Consider the following 17393-nt stretch of genomic DNA (forward strand, 5'->3'; position numbering starts at 1 on the left):
AATTGTTGTAAATGATAACTGAATTAAAGGCCTACTTGAACGCCAAAAGATACTGCTCTGTTTAAAGCATATTCCCTGCGCTCAGTCTGTTCTGGATCAAAGTTTTTAAACATGTTTGTGAACTCGAATAAGTTTTGACCAGTTACATAAACCCTAACCCTATTAATTTTCGCTTTGCTCAATAACGATTGAGGTAAAGTAAAGCCCAAAGTCATTTGCTTCATTCTTAAATAAGCCGCATTTTGCAGGTATTTGCTTTGCGTTTGGTAGTTGCCACCACCGCTAAATCTTATCCTTGGGAAATAGGCATCTGTATTTTCTGGTGTCCAATATTGGCCAATATGTGCTTCGGTTGGAACACCGTATTGATTGGTAAAACCCCAAAAGAAATTGCCTCCCAACATCACATCTCTTTTGCCAACCCCTTGCATAAATACAGTTAAATCGAAGTTTTTGTACTGAACGCTGGCATTTAAACCAAACTGGTATCGAGGTGTACTGTTTCCAATTATTTTTAAATCGCCAGGATTTGATAAGGTTTGGTTGCCACGTGTTATTTTTCCATCGCCATTTAAATCTCGATACTTAATGTCTCCAGCTAACCATTTTCCACCCCAAATGTCGCTATTGTTTACCTTGGCCGCATCTGCGTCTGTAGCATAGAAACCATCCGTTTCAAAGCCCCATATTTCGCCAGACATTTGCCCAACATAAGGATTGCTAAAGACACCATTTGGATTTTGGTATTTTGTAATTTCAGCCTTGTAATCTGAAAGACCAAGCACAACGTTGTAAGACCAGTCTTTGCCAACCTTGTCAGCCCAGCCCAAGCTCATTTCAAATCCTTTGTTTCTTAAATCTGCTGCGTTTTTACTAGGTACGGCGGTACCCAAAACTGATGGAACTGGAGTGCCCGGAAGCACCATATCCTTGGTATCGCGTATATAGTAATCAAACGATCCGGTTAGGCGATTGTTAAACAACCCAAAATCAATACCAATATTTCTAGAGGTAACTTTTTCCCAGGTAAAATCAACGCTCACTAGACCTGGAGGCGATACTGAGGTTTGCTGTTGGTTGCCAAAAATATAAGCACCTATCCCCGCATTCATTGTAGCAATATAAGGGTAGCTGTTGCTCAATTGTTGGTTGCCCAATCTGCCGTAAGAGCCACGTATCTTTAATTCGTTAAGTACAGATTTTACGGGTTCAAAAAAACGTTCTTGCGAAATTCTCCAACCTGCAGATACAGAAGGCTGAAAAGTGTAACGATGGTCTCTGGCAAAGCGAGAAGTGCCATCATAACGGCCATTCACTTCTAACAGATATTTATCGTTAAAAGCATAGTTTACCCTGAAAAATGTTCCAGAAACGGCCCATTCATTCACACTGCCCCCTACATTTGGCTTGGCATCGCTGTTCAAATTGATGGCCGGGATGTCTTGGTTGATTAAACCTTTAACGTTGGCATTAAATCCTTTAGTTTGTTTCAGCTCTTGGTTGTAACCCAGCATAGCCTTCACATAATGTTTGCCGGCGAAAGTGTTTTCGTAGGTAGCATAAGAATTGAGCGCAACATAACGATCGTTCGAATTCGATTCGTAAACCCGAGGCGTTGCCGTCCAAGGATATGGGCCTAACAAAATACCATTGGCTCCATATTCGTTAAATGACTTGGTATTTTGGCTGCTATTCCAGGTGTAAGAATTCCAGGTGTAATCGCCAAAAACCTTCACGTTTTTAAGTGGCCTTAGCTCAAAACCGCCCGTAAGCCAAAGGTCATTAGATTTTGTAATCGTTCGACCGTTGTATTTTAATATGGCCAAATTATTGGTAAAGCCTCCCTGTCCCGAAAAATTTCCATCAGGGTGATAGATGGGCATCAAAGGTCGCAAATCGGACGAAAGTGTTTCAATGCCTCCAATATCTGTAGCGGCCGGGCTATTGTCGTCTATCCGGTTTAACAAAACCCGCATACTGAGGGTTAGCCAGGATTTTACATCTGAATTTACCCTGATGTTGGCATTGTACCTGTTAAAATCCTGTTTGGCAGGTTTAAGTATGCCCTCTTGGTTAAAGTAGCCAGCAGATGCAATGTAGGTGGTTTTTTCATCGCCACCGCTAATCGAAATATTGTGCTGCATTTGTGGCGCATAGCCAGGATAAAGTGCTTTTACCCAATCGGTATTTCCAACATAACGGTAAAAACGAGGATTACCAGGATCTATGTAAACCGCATTTTGAGGGATGGGGTTATTGATATAGGCTTGGGCTTTTTGTAAGTCCGTATCTGTAAATGGAGCATCGGCTGTTTCGCCACTTGATAACGCACCCGTTTTGTTGGCTTCCATAAAAGCATTGATGTAATCAACAGAATTCATCGTTTTTGGAAGTTTTGTTGGACGGGTTAAAGTGTAGTCGAAAGAATAGTTGATCTGTACAGGCGTGTTTTTCTTCCCTTTTTTGGTGGTGATCAATACCACGCCATAAGCTGCTCTTACCCCATAGATTGCCGAAGCCGATGCGTCTTTTAAAACCGTTACACTTTCTACATCGCTAGGATTAATTTGGTTGGGATCCATTTGTACACCGTCTACCAAAACCAAGGGACTAGCTGCATTGAGAGAGGTAATGCCACGCACATTAAATCCTGCACCGGTGCCAGGTTTACCGTTTCCAACTGAGATGTTCAAATTCGGTATTAAACCCTGCAAACCCTGTCCGAGGTTGGTTAAGGGTCTGCTTTCTAGTGTTTTGCTGTCAACAGATGCAATGGCTCCCGTTAAGTTGATTTTCTTTTGGGTACCATAGCCCACCACAACAAATTCTGATAAGCCGATATTTGAAGGTTTGAGTGTTATGTTTTGTGGCTTGTCATCTAGTATCTTTAGCTCTATAGGCTCAAAACCTACATAAGAAATGGTTAAAACATCGCCGTAATTCGGTATTTTTATAGTGAAGTCGCCATTTTCGTTCGTTACAACAGAGGTCTGCGAACCTTTAACCTTCACAGTTGCGCCAACTAAAGGCACTCCCTTTTCATCCACGACTCGACCTTTAATCGTTACGTCTTTGTAATCTTGGCTAATGTTTGGAGCTACGCTTTTTAATACTACTGTGTTCGACACAATATTAAATGTTATGGGCAAATCTTTGAAGCATGCCTTTAGCGCCTCATCAATGGTAGCATCTTTAAGGGAAACAGAAATAACTACTTTGTTCAGCTCTTTTTCATCGTAAAAGAATACATAACCAGATTGTTTTTTAATTGATCGCAGCACCTTTTCAAAAGGAGCATTTTTTTCATTTAAACTAATTTTTTGCGAGAACACTGCTCCATTTGCGTGGAGGAGGGTTATGATCATTAGAAGGGTAGTTAGCTTCATAATCAATAGCATTTTTTGAACAAGCAGAGGCCTGTCCATAACTTTGGTAAAAGCATTAATTTTCATACTTTTATGAGGTTTGGGTTGATACTTAAGTGATTAACTCGTCCCCTTAGGGGTGGGGTTGGCCCAGGCTTTATCCGTGTTCCAAGGCCAATTGGAGCACGGTTTTTAAATGCCTTATTGAAGAAGCTTATTCTTTTTGGATGTTTTTCATAGCTATAGGTTTAGGTTTATGATTAGGTTATTTGCTTAGGGAATGATGATGATTTTTCGGTCTTTGATCTTATATTTTATATCGGCATAATTTAAGATGTCTAATACCTGCGAGGCCTTTACATTTCGATCTATTTCGCCTGATAATTGTTTTTCAGGTATTTTGCCTTGATAGTCCACATCAATATCGTACCACCTGGAGAGTTGCCTCATTACTGTTTCGATGCTCGCTTTCCTGAAGTGAAATAATCCATTTTTCCAAGCAATGGCTTCCTCAGGATCTACTTCTTTTACCAAAATATTGCTTGTTGAAGGATCGATAATCGACTGTTGTCCAGGTTTTAGGATTGTGGAGACATGGTTTTCTTCTCGGGTTAATTTAATAGCACCTTCTAGCAAGGTGGTACGCATATCTGGCTCGTCGGCATACGCATTTACATTGAAATGAGTGCCTAAAACTTCTATTTTTTGTCCTTTAGCAACTACGGTAAATGCCTTGGTCTTATCTTTTGCAACTTCGAAATAGGCTTCGCCTGTTAGCACTACATTTCGAGAGGCCATGGCTTTAAAGCTCACCGGAAAGGTTAGCGAAGAGGAGGCATTTAGCCAAACACTGGTGCCATCAGCTAAATTGATCTGGTATTGTCCGCCTCTAGGGGTGGAAATGGTATTATAGGCAATTTCGCTAGAAGTAGAAGGCGGAACTTCATAAACGATCATGCCGTTTGGCTTTTTTATGATTTTTATGCCGCTTTGCAATGCGATTTGGCCATTCCCCAAATCAGATAAAGTTATTTTGGTGCCATTGGCCAAGGTTAAAACAGCTTTATTGCTGCCGGGAAGGAAATCATTGTTGACTTTTGCTTCTTTTGATGGCTTAACGCTTGGCTTGTCCAGCTTAAAAAGAAACAGGGAGAACAAAACAACTACAAGGGCGGCTGCAGTCATTAGTCCAACTTTAAGACCCCAGCTCCTGCTACGGAGCACTTTCTGATTTGGATGATGCACAGCATCAGCAGCATCTAATTTCTTTTCTAACCTGTTGAATAAGGCCAAGTCAGTCTCAGGCGATTGGCTTTTGTTTTTCTTTATGCTTTCATACTCGAGCATGATCTGCTCAACCTGAGAGTCTTCCAAGATTTCAATCAAGGAGATAAACCGTACATGCTCTTCTTCGGTATGTAAATCCGCGGCATATTTGACTAAGAAATTATGAAAGTTCAGGTCGTTCATATCTTTAAGACAAACGAAAGCCTTAAAAGACCACCTCTAATTTTGATTTTTTTTAAACGCTATAGTTTAGTTGTTCATCCCTATTAAGATAATCCACATTCCCATGGTTATTTCGCCGTATTTTTGAAGATAGGCTCTTACAAAATCCATTGCCGAGTAGAGCTGTTTTTTTACGGCTGATTTAGAAATGCTGAGTTTGGCTGCAATTTCATCAAGCGACAGCTCTTCTTGGGTGCGCATGATAAAAATTGCCTTTCTCTTTTCTGGCAATAATTCTATAGCGCTTTGGGCAATATTGATGTAATATTTAAAATCGATTTCTTCTTCGTTCAATTGAACCTCATCACGTTTATGCTGTTGCACCTTTAGAAAGATATTTTGTTGCAGCTGCGTCCTTCGGATGTAATTTAAAGCCATATTTCGATTAATTCGATAAATATAAGGCCTAAAAGAAATAACGGTTGTTAAGGACGCCCTGTTTTCCCATACTTTTACAAAAGCATCTTGCGCAATTTCCTTGCTTGTATCCTTGCATTTCAAGAACAAGTAGTTAAATCTGCACAAGTCTCTAAGGTAGAGCCTGTACAACAGAGCAAATGCCTTTCTGTTTCCCGCTGCACTTTCTTGCAATAAAGTCTTTTCTTCTATTGTGTTATTCATCATCCCCTACATTCTAAATTCAACCGCGTTAAGAAGACTTTAATATTTAACATCATAAATATCATCATAGGTAGCTGGCTAAAATAGCCAATTACTAATATAATTATAAAAAACGATTTGAGTATACCGAAAAGATTTAGCGATAGGAATAAAAGGTTTTTATAGGTTTCGCAACGGTTAACGGCTTATGAATAAAATGAATAGAAAAAAACAGAAAGTGCCAGTAACATTGTTTCAATTTTGCTTATCTTAGAAATAGAGGCAAAAAATCATCCCGCGAGTGTATCATTTATATCCATCCTTTAGGCAGTTTTTGTTCGGCTTTGCCCTTATTGGTGTTTTTTTAACTGCCTCGTGCAAAAGAAGCGTAGCGCCAGAGCAGAACCAAACCGCAAAAACAGATAGCGTTTTGGATGTGGCCAACGGATTGCTCAACAGTGGAAAAATCAACCGTTCTATTGCTTACCTCGATTCTATTTATGCTGCTTTGCCAAATCCTGGGCCCATAGATTTATGGCGGAAATATAATTTTTATAACAACTTTTACCTTAATTATGATGTAAAGCCATTTAAGGCAGAGCAATATGTTGACAGCATGTTTACCATGCTTAAAAATAGGGAAGGCCAATACGAAACCGAATATGCGCAAACGCTTTTTGCCAGGGGCGATGTGCTTAGGGCCCAGCGCAGGTACGATAAGGCTTTTGAGAGCTATTACCAGGGCCATTTGTTTGCTAAAGAAAATTTAGACAGTTGCCAGCTCTCCGATTTTTCGGCAAGACTTGGGTTGGTGCGGTTTGTTCAGCAGCATTACCTCAAAGCCGTGCCTTATTTTAAGCAGGCATTAAAAGAAATTAATCATTGCCCAGACAGCACAAAATTCGATAACCAGTTTATTACCCCACAATCGACCTATAACAGTATTGCCCTCTGTTTTGAAAGGGCAAATCAATTAGATAGTTCCCTGCATTATTATTTGCAGGGCTTGGCCTTTATCAAAAGAATAGAACCCGCTTATCCAACAAGAAAACAATACATCGAAACGGCAAAAGGGGTTTTTTACGGGAATTTGGGTGGCCTATACACCAAAATGAAAGATTATGCCAATGCCGAGAAGTACCTTAACCTGAGCATAAGCATTAATGATAGGCCTGGATACGCAGTAGAGGATGCCCAAACTGCAAAAGCCAAGCTGGCCGATTTGTACCTGCGCACCAATCGGATCGAAGCCGTAAAAGGCACCATTGCAGCTTTAGATACCGATTTGGCTTTAAGAGAGGGAGACAACGATGCCAGTTTGAACTTGCGCAACTCGCTCCATCACCTCAAAAGCCGTTATTTCGAAAGTATTGGCGATACCAATCAAGCTTACCGTTTAATGCTGAAATACAATGCAATCAAAGATTCGATCTCGGCGGTAACCAGCGAACTGAAAAGTACCGATATGGATGCGGCGTTTAGGCATGCCGAACAGCAACATTTTTTGGCCTTGGCCAAACGAGACCAACACTTAAAAACAGTGTACTTGGCCGCTTCTGCGATTATTTTGGTTATGGCAGTAGTTATCTTGCTCATGGTATGGCTCAGTCTTAAGCGTTCGAGGGCCAATGTGGCCAATCTCACTTTGCTCAATAAGCGTGTTCTGAAGCAAAATGAACAATTGGAGAAAACACTTTCCATTTTGGAACAAAGCCAGGAAGACAATGCACAGTTGATGAAGCTGGTGGCACATGATCTTCGGAGCCCTATAGGTGCAATTGATATGATCATTTCGATGATGTTGGAGAAAAATACACTCAATGAGGAGGGAAGGCAATTGGCCGGATTGATGAAGCAATCGGCCGAAGACTGTTTGAATCTTGTTGGAGAACTGTTACAGCCTGCAGCGATTGCCGAAGAGCTCAACAAAGAGCCAGAAGACCTTTACAGTATCCTCAATTATTGTATTGATCAGCTTAAGCTCAAAGCAGACTTAAAAAACCAACAGATCCTGCTTCATGGCACTTCGCTTATTCTCTCGGTAAATGCGGTAAAAATATGGAGGGTCATCAGCAACCTCATCGGCAATGCCATTAAATTCAGTCACGATCACTCGATGATTGAAATCAGTCTTACCCGAACTGCTTCTAGCGCCTTAATTGCTGTAAAAGATAATGGGATTGGAATTCCAGAGGATTTGAAAGAAAGCGTATTTGATATTTATAGCGACGATACAAGATTGGGCACAGCGGGCGAACAGACTTTTGGCTTGGGTTTAGCCATTGCCAAGCAGATCATCAGGGCGCACAATGGCAAAATCTGGTTCGAGAGCAAAGTAGGGGTGGGTACCACTTTTTATGTGGAGTTGCCCCTAGATAAATCAACGCTGGTGCCAGCTCAGGTAAAAAACGAATTGCATACGCCATAGCACATTCTCAAAGAATTGCGCTACCTGCCGAAAATCTCTTCATAACGTTTCAGGTCTACCCCGTTTGCGCCCTTCCAGCCGGCCAAAGGCAAAACGATATCCGACCGATGTGAAGTGGTGAGCTTTTCGCTCGCTTTCCATAGCTCTTGTTGGGTTGCAAACGCATCGTATTTAGGCTTGATCAAGGAGTTGGGCAAAATGCCACATTCGGCTAAAGTCTGCAAAATTCCATAGCGTTTATATTTATCGGTTTGCTCCAAAATTTTATGGAGAGCCATTCTTTTTTCTAGCTGTCCTGGTGTTTCCGTTGGTTCGGCTTTTGCGATAAAGGCTAGTAAATCAGCTAATTTGTCCTGATCGGCTTTGGTGATTTCGGGTTTATCAAAAGTTATAGCCTCTTCTAGTTCAATTAAAAAATGGAGCGGTTGTTCATTCCACGAATGGCCTAAATAATAAGTATACAGACTGTGTGTTTTGTCTTCGCTTTCCAGTTTGGGCAATCCGCAAATCTCACAGGTTTTTTCACCCACAAAAGAATGTGGATTCAGGTTTTTGAGGTATACGAAACTCATTAAGGTTTGCCTTGCTCTTGGCATATCTCCGCTCAGCCCTTTTAAAAATAGAGAGGTGGCAAAATCTAGGGTCAGTTTTTTATTAGCTCGGAGCTGTAATAGACGGTCTAAGGCCTTGTCGTGGTCAAAGGTTTCAAAATTATTGGGTTTAAGGTTCTTGCTCTCCAATAAGGCCAAGTCTGCCTGGCTAAGCGTGGCTGGGATTCGATGTTCGTGCCTTTTCAGTTCGGGATTGTAAAATCCATTTTCGTAAAAATAAACTTTCTTGAGTAACGCAACTACTTTCTTGTCCATCATAAATTTAAATTTTATTGCTTCTTCGTCATGAAATCGTTCAATACGGCTTTGGTACTGGCCAATTCAAGATTGCCTTTAAAAATAACATTGTCGATGCGCCAGCCTTCTTGTTTGATTAAAATAACCTTGTCTTTCCAGCTTTCCTTGAATTTGGAGTTGCCAAAAGTTAGGCTAACTGTTGCCTTTTCTCCATCTAATTTAATCATTCCGATTTTAAATTGATCCTGTCCTTCATACAAACTGGTAAAAATATCGCTTTCTATCATTAAGGGCTTGTCGGTTGGCGAATCGCTATTAGCCACTTTGCTTGCTTCCAACTTCTCTTTGGCGATGGCTTTGTCTAGCAGTGCCGCAAGATCTTGGCTGATTAAATTGCGGTTGATCTTTCTAAAATCGCCCTTATAGTTTTTGAAAAAGGCATTAATTGTTTGCTGGACTTCCTTTTGATTTGCATCGGTTTTACAGGCCTGGATCGTTAAGAACAATATGGCTATAAACATGATGCATATTGATTTTTTCATAATTCTATTCCTCCTCTTGCTTATAAAGGTCGAATGCATTAAATGGTACAATGCCAAAATCTTTGGTTGTTGTTGTTCTTTTGATATCCATTATTAATGCCTCTGCATTTGGATCGTTGTTTGTGTTTAATTTATACGTGACGTAGCGCTCTTCGTTCAAAAACCAAGTTTGCTTTGCTTTATCATATTTGAATATACTCACCCTTTCCCAATGCTCGCCTCCGGCAACGCCATGTTCAATAGAAAAGGAATTGTTTTTTATGGAAATAGTCATAAAAGGGTCGCCACCAATTCCACCGCAGTCAATGCAATAAACCGCATTGTCGTTACGTAAGGCCAGTTTGTAGGCGCCATCGGCTTTGCCCAGTAGAATCAATAAGGGGCGTTTGGCAGGTTTGTTTTCGGTATAATTTGAAGTGGTACCCTCATCGTTTCTTTTCAGTACCAAAATCCTGTCTGTTATTCCGTCCAAATTAACATCCCCCTTTGCCTCGTTAATTGCCGAATAGCCTTTCGGAATGAATGCGCTTAGAGCCTGCGGAATATTGGAAATGGTTTGATTAAATGTTTGGTGCTTTGTTGCCTGCTTTTCATAAGCTTCCCTCAGGTCTTTATCAGGTTCTGGTACCAATGCAGTCCGATCGCCTTGATCAGCTTTTTTGCTTTCTGGACTATTGCAACTTGATAAAACCAAAATGACCAATAGGGATAGCATAACCTGTTTCATTGTTTTTAGATTAATGGAGACATTTATATAACTTATCGATATCGGCTCTTTTTTTGACGAGTTTGAGCTGGTACCTGATGTCGCTTTGGTTAATTGTACTGTTTTTGGGAAAAGTGGTCTTTTGATTTTCGATTTGCTTAATTAAACGATTGCCCACAAAATATTGCCTGTTTTCTTCCTTTACTTCCTGATTCTTTTCATTGTCTAAGTAGCGCTTGGTTTGATAGGAGAAAATCAATATGCCATTTTGAAAATAGTATTGATAGTTCCATGAGGCAGCGGCCTTATCGTCGTCTCCAACCCCGATATCACTTATTTTTTTGATCTCGCCGTTCTTGCTGTAGATTTTTAAGCTTGCCTTGAGCACGCCGCATTTGTTGCTATAGCTGTAAGATGTTGCATCTAGTTTAGAAGCGTTGATCAGCTCAAATGCTTTCCTGATTTTTTCTACCTGCTCAGCTGCATTTTGTGCAGACGCAATTAAGGCTAATGAGCCGAATAAAATAACAAGTAGGATTTTCATGGGTCAATGATTGGGCTTTGTTTCGTATTTGCTTCCTTTAAGGGCTATTGCCATTGCTTTCCAGTAATAATTCTTTCCAGAAAAGCGATAAAATGGCGTTCTCAATTGTTTCATGGTCAGCACATCCCACAAACCCAAATAAGTCCATTCCAAGGTTCCAAACAGTGTAGGTTCCAATTCTTTGCTGATGGCCTTAAATTCGTTCTCGTCTATTCCAACAGCCCTTAATTGTTTGTTTTGGTCACTAATTGTTTCTAAGCTCAGTTCAGTGTCGAGGTAGTCTCTGGTTAATATCGCCCATGTATCAATATGCGTAGAGAAAGGAATATCGTTTCTTGAGGCAAATTCTGCTAACGATTGAGTGTCGTTATGATTGAAGAAAATAACCTCGCTATTGTCGATAATCAACGAATGGGGCGAAGTGTTAAGGTCTACGGCATTGATTCGATCCAAGCTTACCTTTCCGTTTTCATGCAAGGAACTAAAGAACAGGTTGTACCATTCAAATTCAATGTGGCGATCCAATATTTTATAAACGCTTTCTTTTCTCATAAAAGACTTGACATAGCTACTTGTTTAGTATCAGTAGTACCGATTGAAATTTTGTTATTTTATTGGCTATATAATTTTCAACGTTTGATAATCCGATAAACTTGTGCCTAAAGGCCTGGGATGTTTTCTCCAAACCATGGTTCTATTTTTTGCATCGCCTGCTGTAAAATCTTTTCGGATAAAAGAAAACAGGTAGATATTGTTTTCTTGAAACACAAGTTCATCATCTTTAATTAAAGGGTTTTCCTGCAGGGCAGCAGCCATTTGTTCTATTAAACTTAGCGGGTTCGAAAAAATAGGAGTACCTTCAAAATGAAGTTGTTTAGCCCTGTCATCGGCAAAAAATTCCGTTAGTTTACCATCCTCGTATTCCAGTGTTAAGCCTGTCGACCTGTATTCTGTTTCTATAAACCCGCGTTGTGCGCCTGTTTCATCTAAAGCTTCCATTACCGTTTTTAGATCCTCTTCGGTAAAAAAGTCGTTAAGCATATGATAAGTAGCCAGTAACTGTTCTTTTTGTGCCAATGAATTGCTTTCGCCAGTAATTTCCCCCAGAACATCTTTAAACGCATTTACCTCTAGCCGGGTCATTTCAAATGCCGCTTTGCCCAGCCCAATGCCGGGCAGCAACGCCCAATTGCTATCGTATTGTTTATTTGCCGATTGATGCGCCATGATATGGATTTTTATGTGCTGTAAAGCTGCTGCTATCTAATGTTTTATGGATATCCTTAATGCTTTTTTATTTTCTGCTCAGGTCTGTTATCAATAGGGGATTATCCTTTCGCAGGTTGGCTATTAAATTTTCTACAGCTGCTATACTTGGACTTTGTTTCAGCATTTCTACTTCTGTATTGGTGATCCCTACCAGCTGCAGAAAGCTTACTTCGCCATGGGGTGTTTCGATTTTGCCCAATTCGGGATCTAAGGCGAAAACAAAACCGGTTATTTCCGTTTCCGTATTTAATCTTATTGGTCCGTTGGCGGGGATGAAATGATTTTCTTCGAACCATTTGCCACTTGAAAATACATACCTCGCTAAATTGTTCATGACCTGTATGGCCCAGGTGGGATCGTTGGCATCTTCTTTAAAAGGAGCCAGCCTGAATGTAAACTCAAAGCCCCATTTGCTGAATTCGCCACCAGCTTTCTCTTCGTCATAATACAGTTCGCTCATGCCATAGCTTACGATATGCCTGTGGAATGATTGGTGGTTGCTGTCGTAAATGCTGGCGCCATCAATGGGGTCTGTTCCTCCGGCTGCAAAGTGAATTCCGCAAAGTGGGCCATAATGGCGGGTTGGGGCATCTCCATATATTTTTTCCAATTGATCGTCTATCGCTTGCCATCCGGGCGTATCCTCAGCCGTGAACTGTTTTTTATATGCTTCTGGTGTCATGATAATTATGTATTAGCTTGTCTATTCTTAATTACTTTTATGCCATCTTTTTGATCCGTCTTCCATAAATGGATTTCATAAAAATCTTCTCCATCAAGTCCATCTTCACTTATTTTGTCGAGGTTTCCATAATAGAGGCGTGCCCTGTAAACCCCATTTTTAAGTTCAATTCTTTTCGCAGCTGGGAAATAGTCTGTACATCCTGCAATTACAATTTTACCCGAACTCACTTCGATGTCGCACTCGTTTATTTGGTCGATCACTTGTTCATCATCATTCAAAAACGGAGGTTCGTTGGCAAATGTTTTTAGCGCTACCGGAACATTCATGTTTCGTGCGGTCCCAATTCCAATTGTTCCATCGCCTGTTGCCAAAAGCAGGTCAACGGCTTCGTTTGTCCATTTGTCACTCAAATCGCCAACTGCTTTTTCATCTTGTATATAAAATTGAAAGTAGTCTGCAAAAAGCACCAATTTAATCTCGTTTGTTGTCATATGCAGTTCGTTCTTTGCTTTTAAGAATTATTCACCATTCCGTAAAATCTGTTTGCTAACTGCTTTCCAACGTTACAAAAACATTGCCGAAATCGCCTTTGGTCAGATCGCTTTTATGGATGATAAAAAAGAGATCGCCGGCGTCGCCCCATTGGAAATCGCCAGATGAACTTACCTTCAGCAGGATGATCCAATCTTCTGGATTTCCCTTGAGCTTTAATGAGGCCTGCAACTCGGGCGATTCGTGTTGCGTAAAACCATAGGCATTTATACTGTGCTGGTATGCTCTGTTGCCTGCGCCCGTTTCGGTCAGTTCCTCAAATAATCCATTTTCAAAGCCTTCTTCATCTTTTAAAGGTTCGGCATCGCCCTTAAATAGATACCGATTTGTATAGCTGGCATAAAATGAGGGAAAGGAGATTTCTTTTACAGCATCAGCCTTGTTGGCCTGATAAGTGGGATCGTACATCTCAAAATAGTCCTCGGTGCTGAACTCGAATCGGCTCCCGCTTTGTAGCGATGCGGTATCGGCTATATAAATCACTTTGCAGGGATTGTGGGCAGACCGGTCATAAATGTTGTGGATGGTTTCTAGGAAAAAGAACAACATGCCTTTGCGGGGCAGGTAATCCTGCAGGGCAGAAACTTCCCCGCAATTTACCTGTGCAATAAATTCGTAGTGGTATTGTTGCTCGCCATCGCGGGTTTTATCCATAAATTTTGGATAATCCATCTCGGCAGGTAAATCGGGCATGCCCCCAAAACGATGATTGCCAATGCGGCTATAATCTTCTTCATCGCCTAGTTTAAAAGCGATGCTTTTTTTAACCAGTGCCGACAGTGCCTTTTGATAAGTATCAATATTATTTTCTTTAAATACCGCAGTAATTTGGGCAGCTAACTCGTTATCGCCTTTGGCAAAGAAGAGGGTATCGTTCCATTGACCAATGCCTTTTCCATCGGCGCCTTTGTAATTGAAATCCATCAGTCTTTTTTTATCATCGATGGATAGTTTTACGTTTTTGATCTTATTGATTTCGGCGGGCAGGCTTTCCCATGGGTTTTTCTCCAGGTCGATGGAATTTAAATTTCCCTGTTGCAGCAAGCCTTCGGATAGGGTTTTAAGCTTATTGTTCGAAACATCCAAAGACTTCAGTACCGGTAGCTGCACCTGTTGGGGCAAGGTTTCCAGCTGATGGCTAGAGAGCATCAAATGTTCCAATTTGGTTAATTTAAACAGGCTAGCTGGTATGGTTTTTAATTGCCCATTGTTCATGTAAAACCGAGTCAGGTTTTTGAGTTGGCCTATGCTTTCGGGGAGTGTTTCGAATTGTGTACCATTAATAGAAAGCTGCTCCAGTTGCTGCAGACTGCCGATTTTATCGGATAGCGACTTTAAGGGCAATGCCTGCAGGGGATATTGACAGGCAATCACAAGCTCTTTAAGCTTGCTAAAGTCGAACAGCCTATCCGGCAATTCTTCAACATCCGGATTGGTTAAATAGAGGTAGCGTACAATTTCTGGCGGTGCCTGCAATGTTTCTTCATAAGCAGTAAATTTATAGTTGCTCCAATCGAGCGCTGTGGCATCAAATTGCTTGTATATTTTTACCGGAAAACAAGGCTTGTCGTCATAAGGAGGTTTTAAGTAACCATTGTAGGCCACCCAGTTGTCTTTAAAGGTAACGGTGCCAAAAAAATCAAGGCGATATTCAAATCCCTCTTTGCGCACATAAGTATAGGTAGGTTCGCATTTGTCTTCTTTAATTTCGAAAATTCCATCAGGCACGCCATTTTTATAAACTCCGATACCGGGAAAATCAATATGCACTTTTAGCTCGTCTTCTTCTATATCATCATCAATCAACTTGGCTTTTATGGCTCGTTTTACTTCGCTGGTTTTGGCTACAATATGCGTATCTACTACTTTGCTTAAAGCAGGTATTTCCCATTTCGATTCTTCTTGTAAAATCTCAAAAGAAAAATCGCCGATTTGGAAAATATCTTCACCATTTTTTGGCAGTTCAAAGGGTAGGATTTCTGGTGTCTTCATCGTTTTTCCATTAGATCAATAATTAACTGCTAAGGTATTTTCTAATTAGAGGCTCTACATTTTGCTCATTACATAGGTTTGCTTGTTTTCGTAGGTAATGCTATTCTGGGTTACGGTTTCACTTTGAGAGAGCTCCAATTGGGTGCCTGAGCTAAACTTATACTTGAAAAATGAAGCTTCGCTATTATTTCTGATCATCAGCTCGTCGCCTTCTACGGTAAAGAGGTAATCGACCGTTGTTTTGCCGTTTTCATTTAGTTTCAGCTTATTGCCTGCAAAATCGAATATCAAAAGGCCTTCGGCTTCTTCTTGGGTTTCTACCACCTGCCCATTTTTTAAACTGGTATTTTTGACATGGGTAACTTTCCATTTGCCCTGAAACAGCCGTGTATTAGTTTCTGCAAGGGTTGATTTATCTTTTTTACAGCCTCCAATCGTGACAGCAGCCACCAATAAGAGCAGGATATATTTTTTCATTATTTTTAGGAGTTAATTTCTTTAAACGATTATTTTTTGTTGTAATAGGTTTCCGTTACTTCTTTCATCTCCACTTTGTTGCTTGTATAAGTATATTCTTCGGTATGAGAATGTTGCGTATCTGAATAAAACTTCAATTGAAAGTAAGTACCTTGGTTGCCCTCCCTCATGCGTATTTCGTTGCCAATTATGGCATAGGTGTAGGTATTTCTCAACACTCCCTTGCGATAGTATAGGATTTTATTGTCTTGATACGCTATGGTTCTTTCGTTGGCAGGGTAGGGTTGCGTGGTTTCAGAAACCAGCTTGTTGCTTTGTACTTCGTATATCTTTTCGGTAATTTTTGTAGCTTCCCAATTGCCCTGTAGCTTGGCTACCATGGCTTGGCTGTTGTCGGGTTCTTTTTTGTCTTTTTTGCAACTGGTCATGAAAAGTGCAAAAGCTACTGTCAGCATAGGTAATATTAGTTTTTTCATGGGTTTGTATTTTAAAGGTTTATTGCTTATCTGCTTAAATTAAGTGTCTGTTTAATGGTTCTGGTTGAGCTTGTCCTTATTTCTTCGAAAGCCAATTTGTGATCGGTTAGTTCCTTGATGGTGTAGACTTCTCCGCCACCAATTGTCAATTGGTTATTCGTAATGGTATAGGTACTGCTTTGTTCTTTTTGGCCCTCTATTACCGAATAAACCTTTCCGTCGGCACGAAAATCGAAATAATCGCCCGTTCTGGCTTTTTCAGTGCCCTTTTGAACAGGCTTTGAGGGTTCGGTTATCTCGAAGTCGTATGAAATCAGGTTCCATTTGCCAATTATTTTTTCCTTGTTCATTTCGGTCGGTGTTTTTTCAGGCGCTTTGTCTTTTTTGCAACTGATAAAGGAGCAAAAGAAAACTGCGAAAAATAGTGTTGCGATTAAGTTTTTCATGGCATTGTTTTAAATGTTTTAAAGACTATTTATTAAATGTATAGGTATAGGTTTCGGTGTCTCCATTGTATATCGTCTCATAGCTGAGTACTAGTTTGACATCGGTTAGTTTTTCTATGTTATAGTTATTCCCGTCAAACGTAATCCCGTCTTCATCGATGTTATAGTTCATACTTTTTATATTCCCATATAATACATAGGTTAGTTTTCCGTCGTTGTCAAAGTAGATATAGTCGCCAGGTTTGGCATAACTGGTTGTGGGATAGAGCTGAGTATCTGATTTATATTCTATGGATAGGAAATTCCATCGGCCCAATATTTTTTCGCGGATGCTCTCCACTGGCATTTTATCTTTTTTGCAGGCAACTGTCATCATAATTGTAGCTGACAGAAAAAGTATGCTTAGTTTTATTGTTTTCATGGGTTAAATTGGTTATTGCATTCATCAGCAAAGCTTATTGCCTGTTGAGAATTATGGTAAACCTTACCGTTGTGGTGTCATTGCGCTGTAGCGACTCCAATACAAGCCTAGTGGCAGTAAGCTCTTTAATGGTATAGGTATAATCTCCTATCTGAATAGTGGTACTGCTTTTTAATGCATAGGGCTCTTCTGTTTCTCCTTCCAGGTTGTTCTTCGAAATCCCATCTGCGCGAAATTCAAAATACATGCCTGGCCTGCCGGTAAGATTTTCTGTTTTTTCGGGATTGGGCGGGTTTGTAGTAACGATTGTCCCTGATTCGAAATTCCATTTGCCCAATATCTTTTCCTTGGTCTGTTCTGTTGGTGTTTTTTCTGGTGCTTTGTCTTTTTTACAGGCAGTAAAAGCAAATAGAACTGCAACCAATAGGCTCATCATTTTTAGTGTTTTCATGGGTATAAGGATTAATGTGCTCAATTAAATAGGGATACACAAAATTAAGTCCATCAGGAGCAGGAGCCAAGAAAACAGCGAC

Annotated in this window: 18 protein-coding genes; 1 reads left to right on the forward strand and 17 read right to left on the reverse strand. The window is 40.4% G+C overall.

The features are described from left to right. Positions 1-23 precede the first annotated feature (23 nt). The 3 genes from AC570H_RS02585 to AC570H_RS02595 all read right to left on the reverse strand — a co-directional run bounded on the left by AC570H_RS02585 (position 24) and on the right by AC570H_RS02595 (position 5498). Positions 24-3365: a TonB-dependent receptor gene (locus AC570H_RS02585; RefSeq protein WP_497351412.1), complete on the reverse strand. Its 3342-nt coding sequence runs from the start codon at positions 3363-3365 to the stop codon at positions 24-26. A gap of 273 nt (positions 3366-3638) precedes the next feature. Continuing rightward, positions 3639-4835 carry a FecR family protein gene (locus tag AC570H_RS02590; protein ID WP_497351414.1) on the reverse strand — a complete coding sequence of 399 codons (1197 nt, stop codon included), beginning with the start codon at positions 4833-4835 and terminating at the stop codon, positions 3639-3641. Positions 4836-4901: 66 nt separating this feature from the next. Next, on the reverse strand, positions 4902-5498 hold the full coding sequence (locus AC570H_RS02595) for an RNA polymerase sigma factor (RefSeq protein ID WP_497351416.1): 597 nt from the start codon (positions 5496-5498) through the stop codon (positions 4902-4904). A gap of 277 nt (positions 5499-5775) precedes the next feature. On the opposite strand from AC570H_RS02595, the gene AC570H_RS02600 reads away from it, so the two are divergent. After that, positions 5776-7902 (forward strand): tetratricopeptide repeat-containing sensor histidine kinase, encoded by a 2127-nt coding sequence (locus AC570H_RS02600; protein WP_497351418.1) that lies wholly within the window; start codon positions 5776-5778, stop codon positions 7900-7902. 20 nt (positions 7903-7922) lie between these two features. Here AC570H_RS02600 and AC570H_RS02605 read toward each other — a convergent pair whose 3' ends face one another. From AC570H_RS02605 to AC570H_RS02670, 14 genes are all read right to left on the reverse strand, one after another. Next, the gene (locus AC570H_RS02605) at positions 7923-8771 is read right to left on the reverse strand and encodes a hypothetical protein (RefSeq protein ID WP_497351420.1); all 849 of its coding nucleotides are present in this window, start codon (positions 8769-8771) and stop codon (positions 7923-7925) included. A gap of 11 nt (positions 8772-8782) precedes the next feature. Beyond that, on the reverse strand, positions 8783-9292 hold the full coding sequence (locus AC570H_RS02610) for a YqhG/Tai3 family protein (protein ID WP_497351422.1): 510 nt from the start codon (positions 9290-9292) through the stop codon (positions 8783-8785). 4 nt (positions 9293-9296) lie between these two features. Then, entirely contained in the window at positions 9297-10019 is a 723-nt protein-coding gene (locus AC570H_RS02615) for a hypothetical protein (protein WP_497351424.1), read from the reverse strand. A gap of 10 nt (positions 10020-10029) precedes the next feature. Further along, complete coding sequence (locus tag AC570H_RS02620; RefSeq protein WP_497351426.1) at positions 10030-10542, reverse strand: hypothetical protein; 513 nt, start codon at positions 10540-10542, stop codon at positions 10030-10032. A 3-nt stretch (positions 10543-10545) separates the two neighbouring features. Continuing rightward, on the reverse strand, positions 10546-11094 hold the full coding sequence (locus AC570H_RS02625; protein ID WP_497351428.1) for a hypothetical protein: 549 nt from the start codon (positions 11092-11094) through the stop codon (positions 10546-10548). Between the two features lie 66 nt (positions 11095-11160). Further along, entirely contained in the window at positions 11161-11769 is a 609-nt protein-coding gene (locus AC570H_RS02630) for a hypothetical protein (RefSeq protein WP_497351430.1), read from the reverse strand. A 67-nt stretch (positions 11770-11836) separates the two neighbouring features. Then, a complete protein-coding gene (locus AC570H_RS02635) occupies positions 11837-12493 on the reverse strand; it encodes a suppressor of fused domain protein (RefSeq protein ID WP_497351432.1) in 657 nt (218 codons plus the stop codon). Between the two features lie 5 nt (positions 12494-12498). Continuing rightward, positions 12499-12987 carry a hypothetical protein gene (locus tag AC570H_RS02640; protein ID WP_497351434.1) on the reverse strand — a complete coding sequence of 163 codons (489 nt, stop codon included), beginning with the start codon at positions 12985-12987 and terminating at the stop codon, positions 12499-12501. 55 nt (positions 12988-13042) lie between these two features. Beyond that, positions 13043-15040, reverse strand: coding sequence for a DUF1963 domain-containing protein (locus AC570H_RS02645; protein ID WP_497351436.1), 1998 nt, complete (start codon positions 15038-15040; stop codon positions 13043-13045). A gap of 54 nt (positions 15041-15094) precedes the next feature. Continuing rightward, a complete protein-coding gene (locus AC570H_RS02650; RefSeq protein WP_497351437.1) occupies positions 15095-15517 on the reverse strand; it encodes a hypothetical protein in 423 nt (140 codons plus the stop codon). A 29-nt stretch (positions 15518-15546) separates the two neighbouring features. Then, positions 15547-15993: a hypothetical protein gene (locus AC570H_RS02655; protein WP_497351439.1), complete on the reverse strand. Its 447-nt coding sequence runs from the start codon at positions 15991-15993 to the stop codon at positions 15547-15549. 26 nt (positions 15994-16019) lie between these two features. After that, complete coding sequence (locus AC570H_RS02660; protein WP_497351441.1) at positions 16020-16439, reverse strand: lipocalin family protein; 420 nt, start codon at positions 16437-16439, stop codon at positions 16020-16022. A 25-nt stretch (positions 16440-16464) separates the two neighbouring features. Then, positions 16465-16860 carry a hypothetical protein gene (locus AC570H_RS02665; protein ID WP_497351443.1) on the reverse strand — a complete coding sequence of 132 codons (396 nt, stop codon included), beginning with the start codon at positions 16858-16860 and terminating at the stop codon, positions 16465-16467. Positions 16861-16894: 34 nt separating this feature from the next. Further along, positions 16895-17311 (reverse strand): hypothetical protein, encoded by a 417-nt coding sequence (locus tag AC570H_RS02670; protein WP_497351445.1) that lies wholly within the window; start codon positions 17309-17311, stop codon positions 16895-16897. Positions 17312-17393: the final 82 nt, after the last annotated feature.

It is taken from the genome of Pedobacter sp. B4419, from assembly GCF_059693725.1.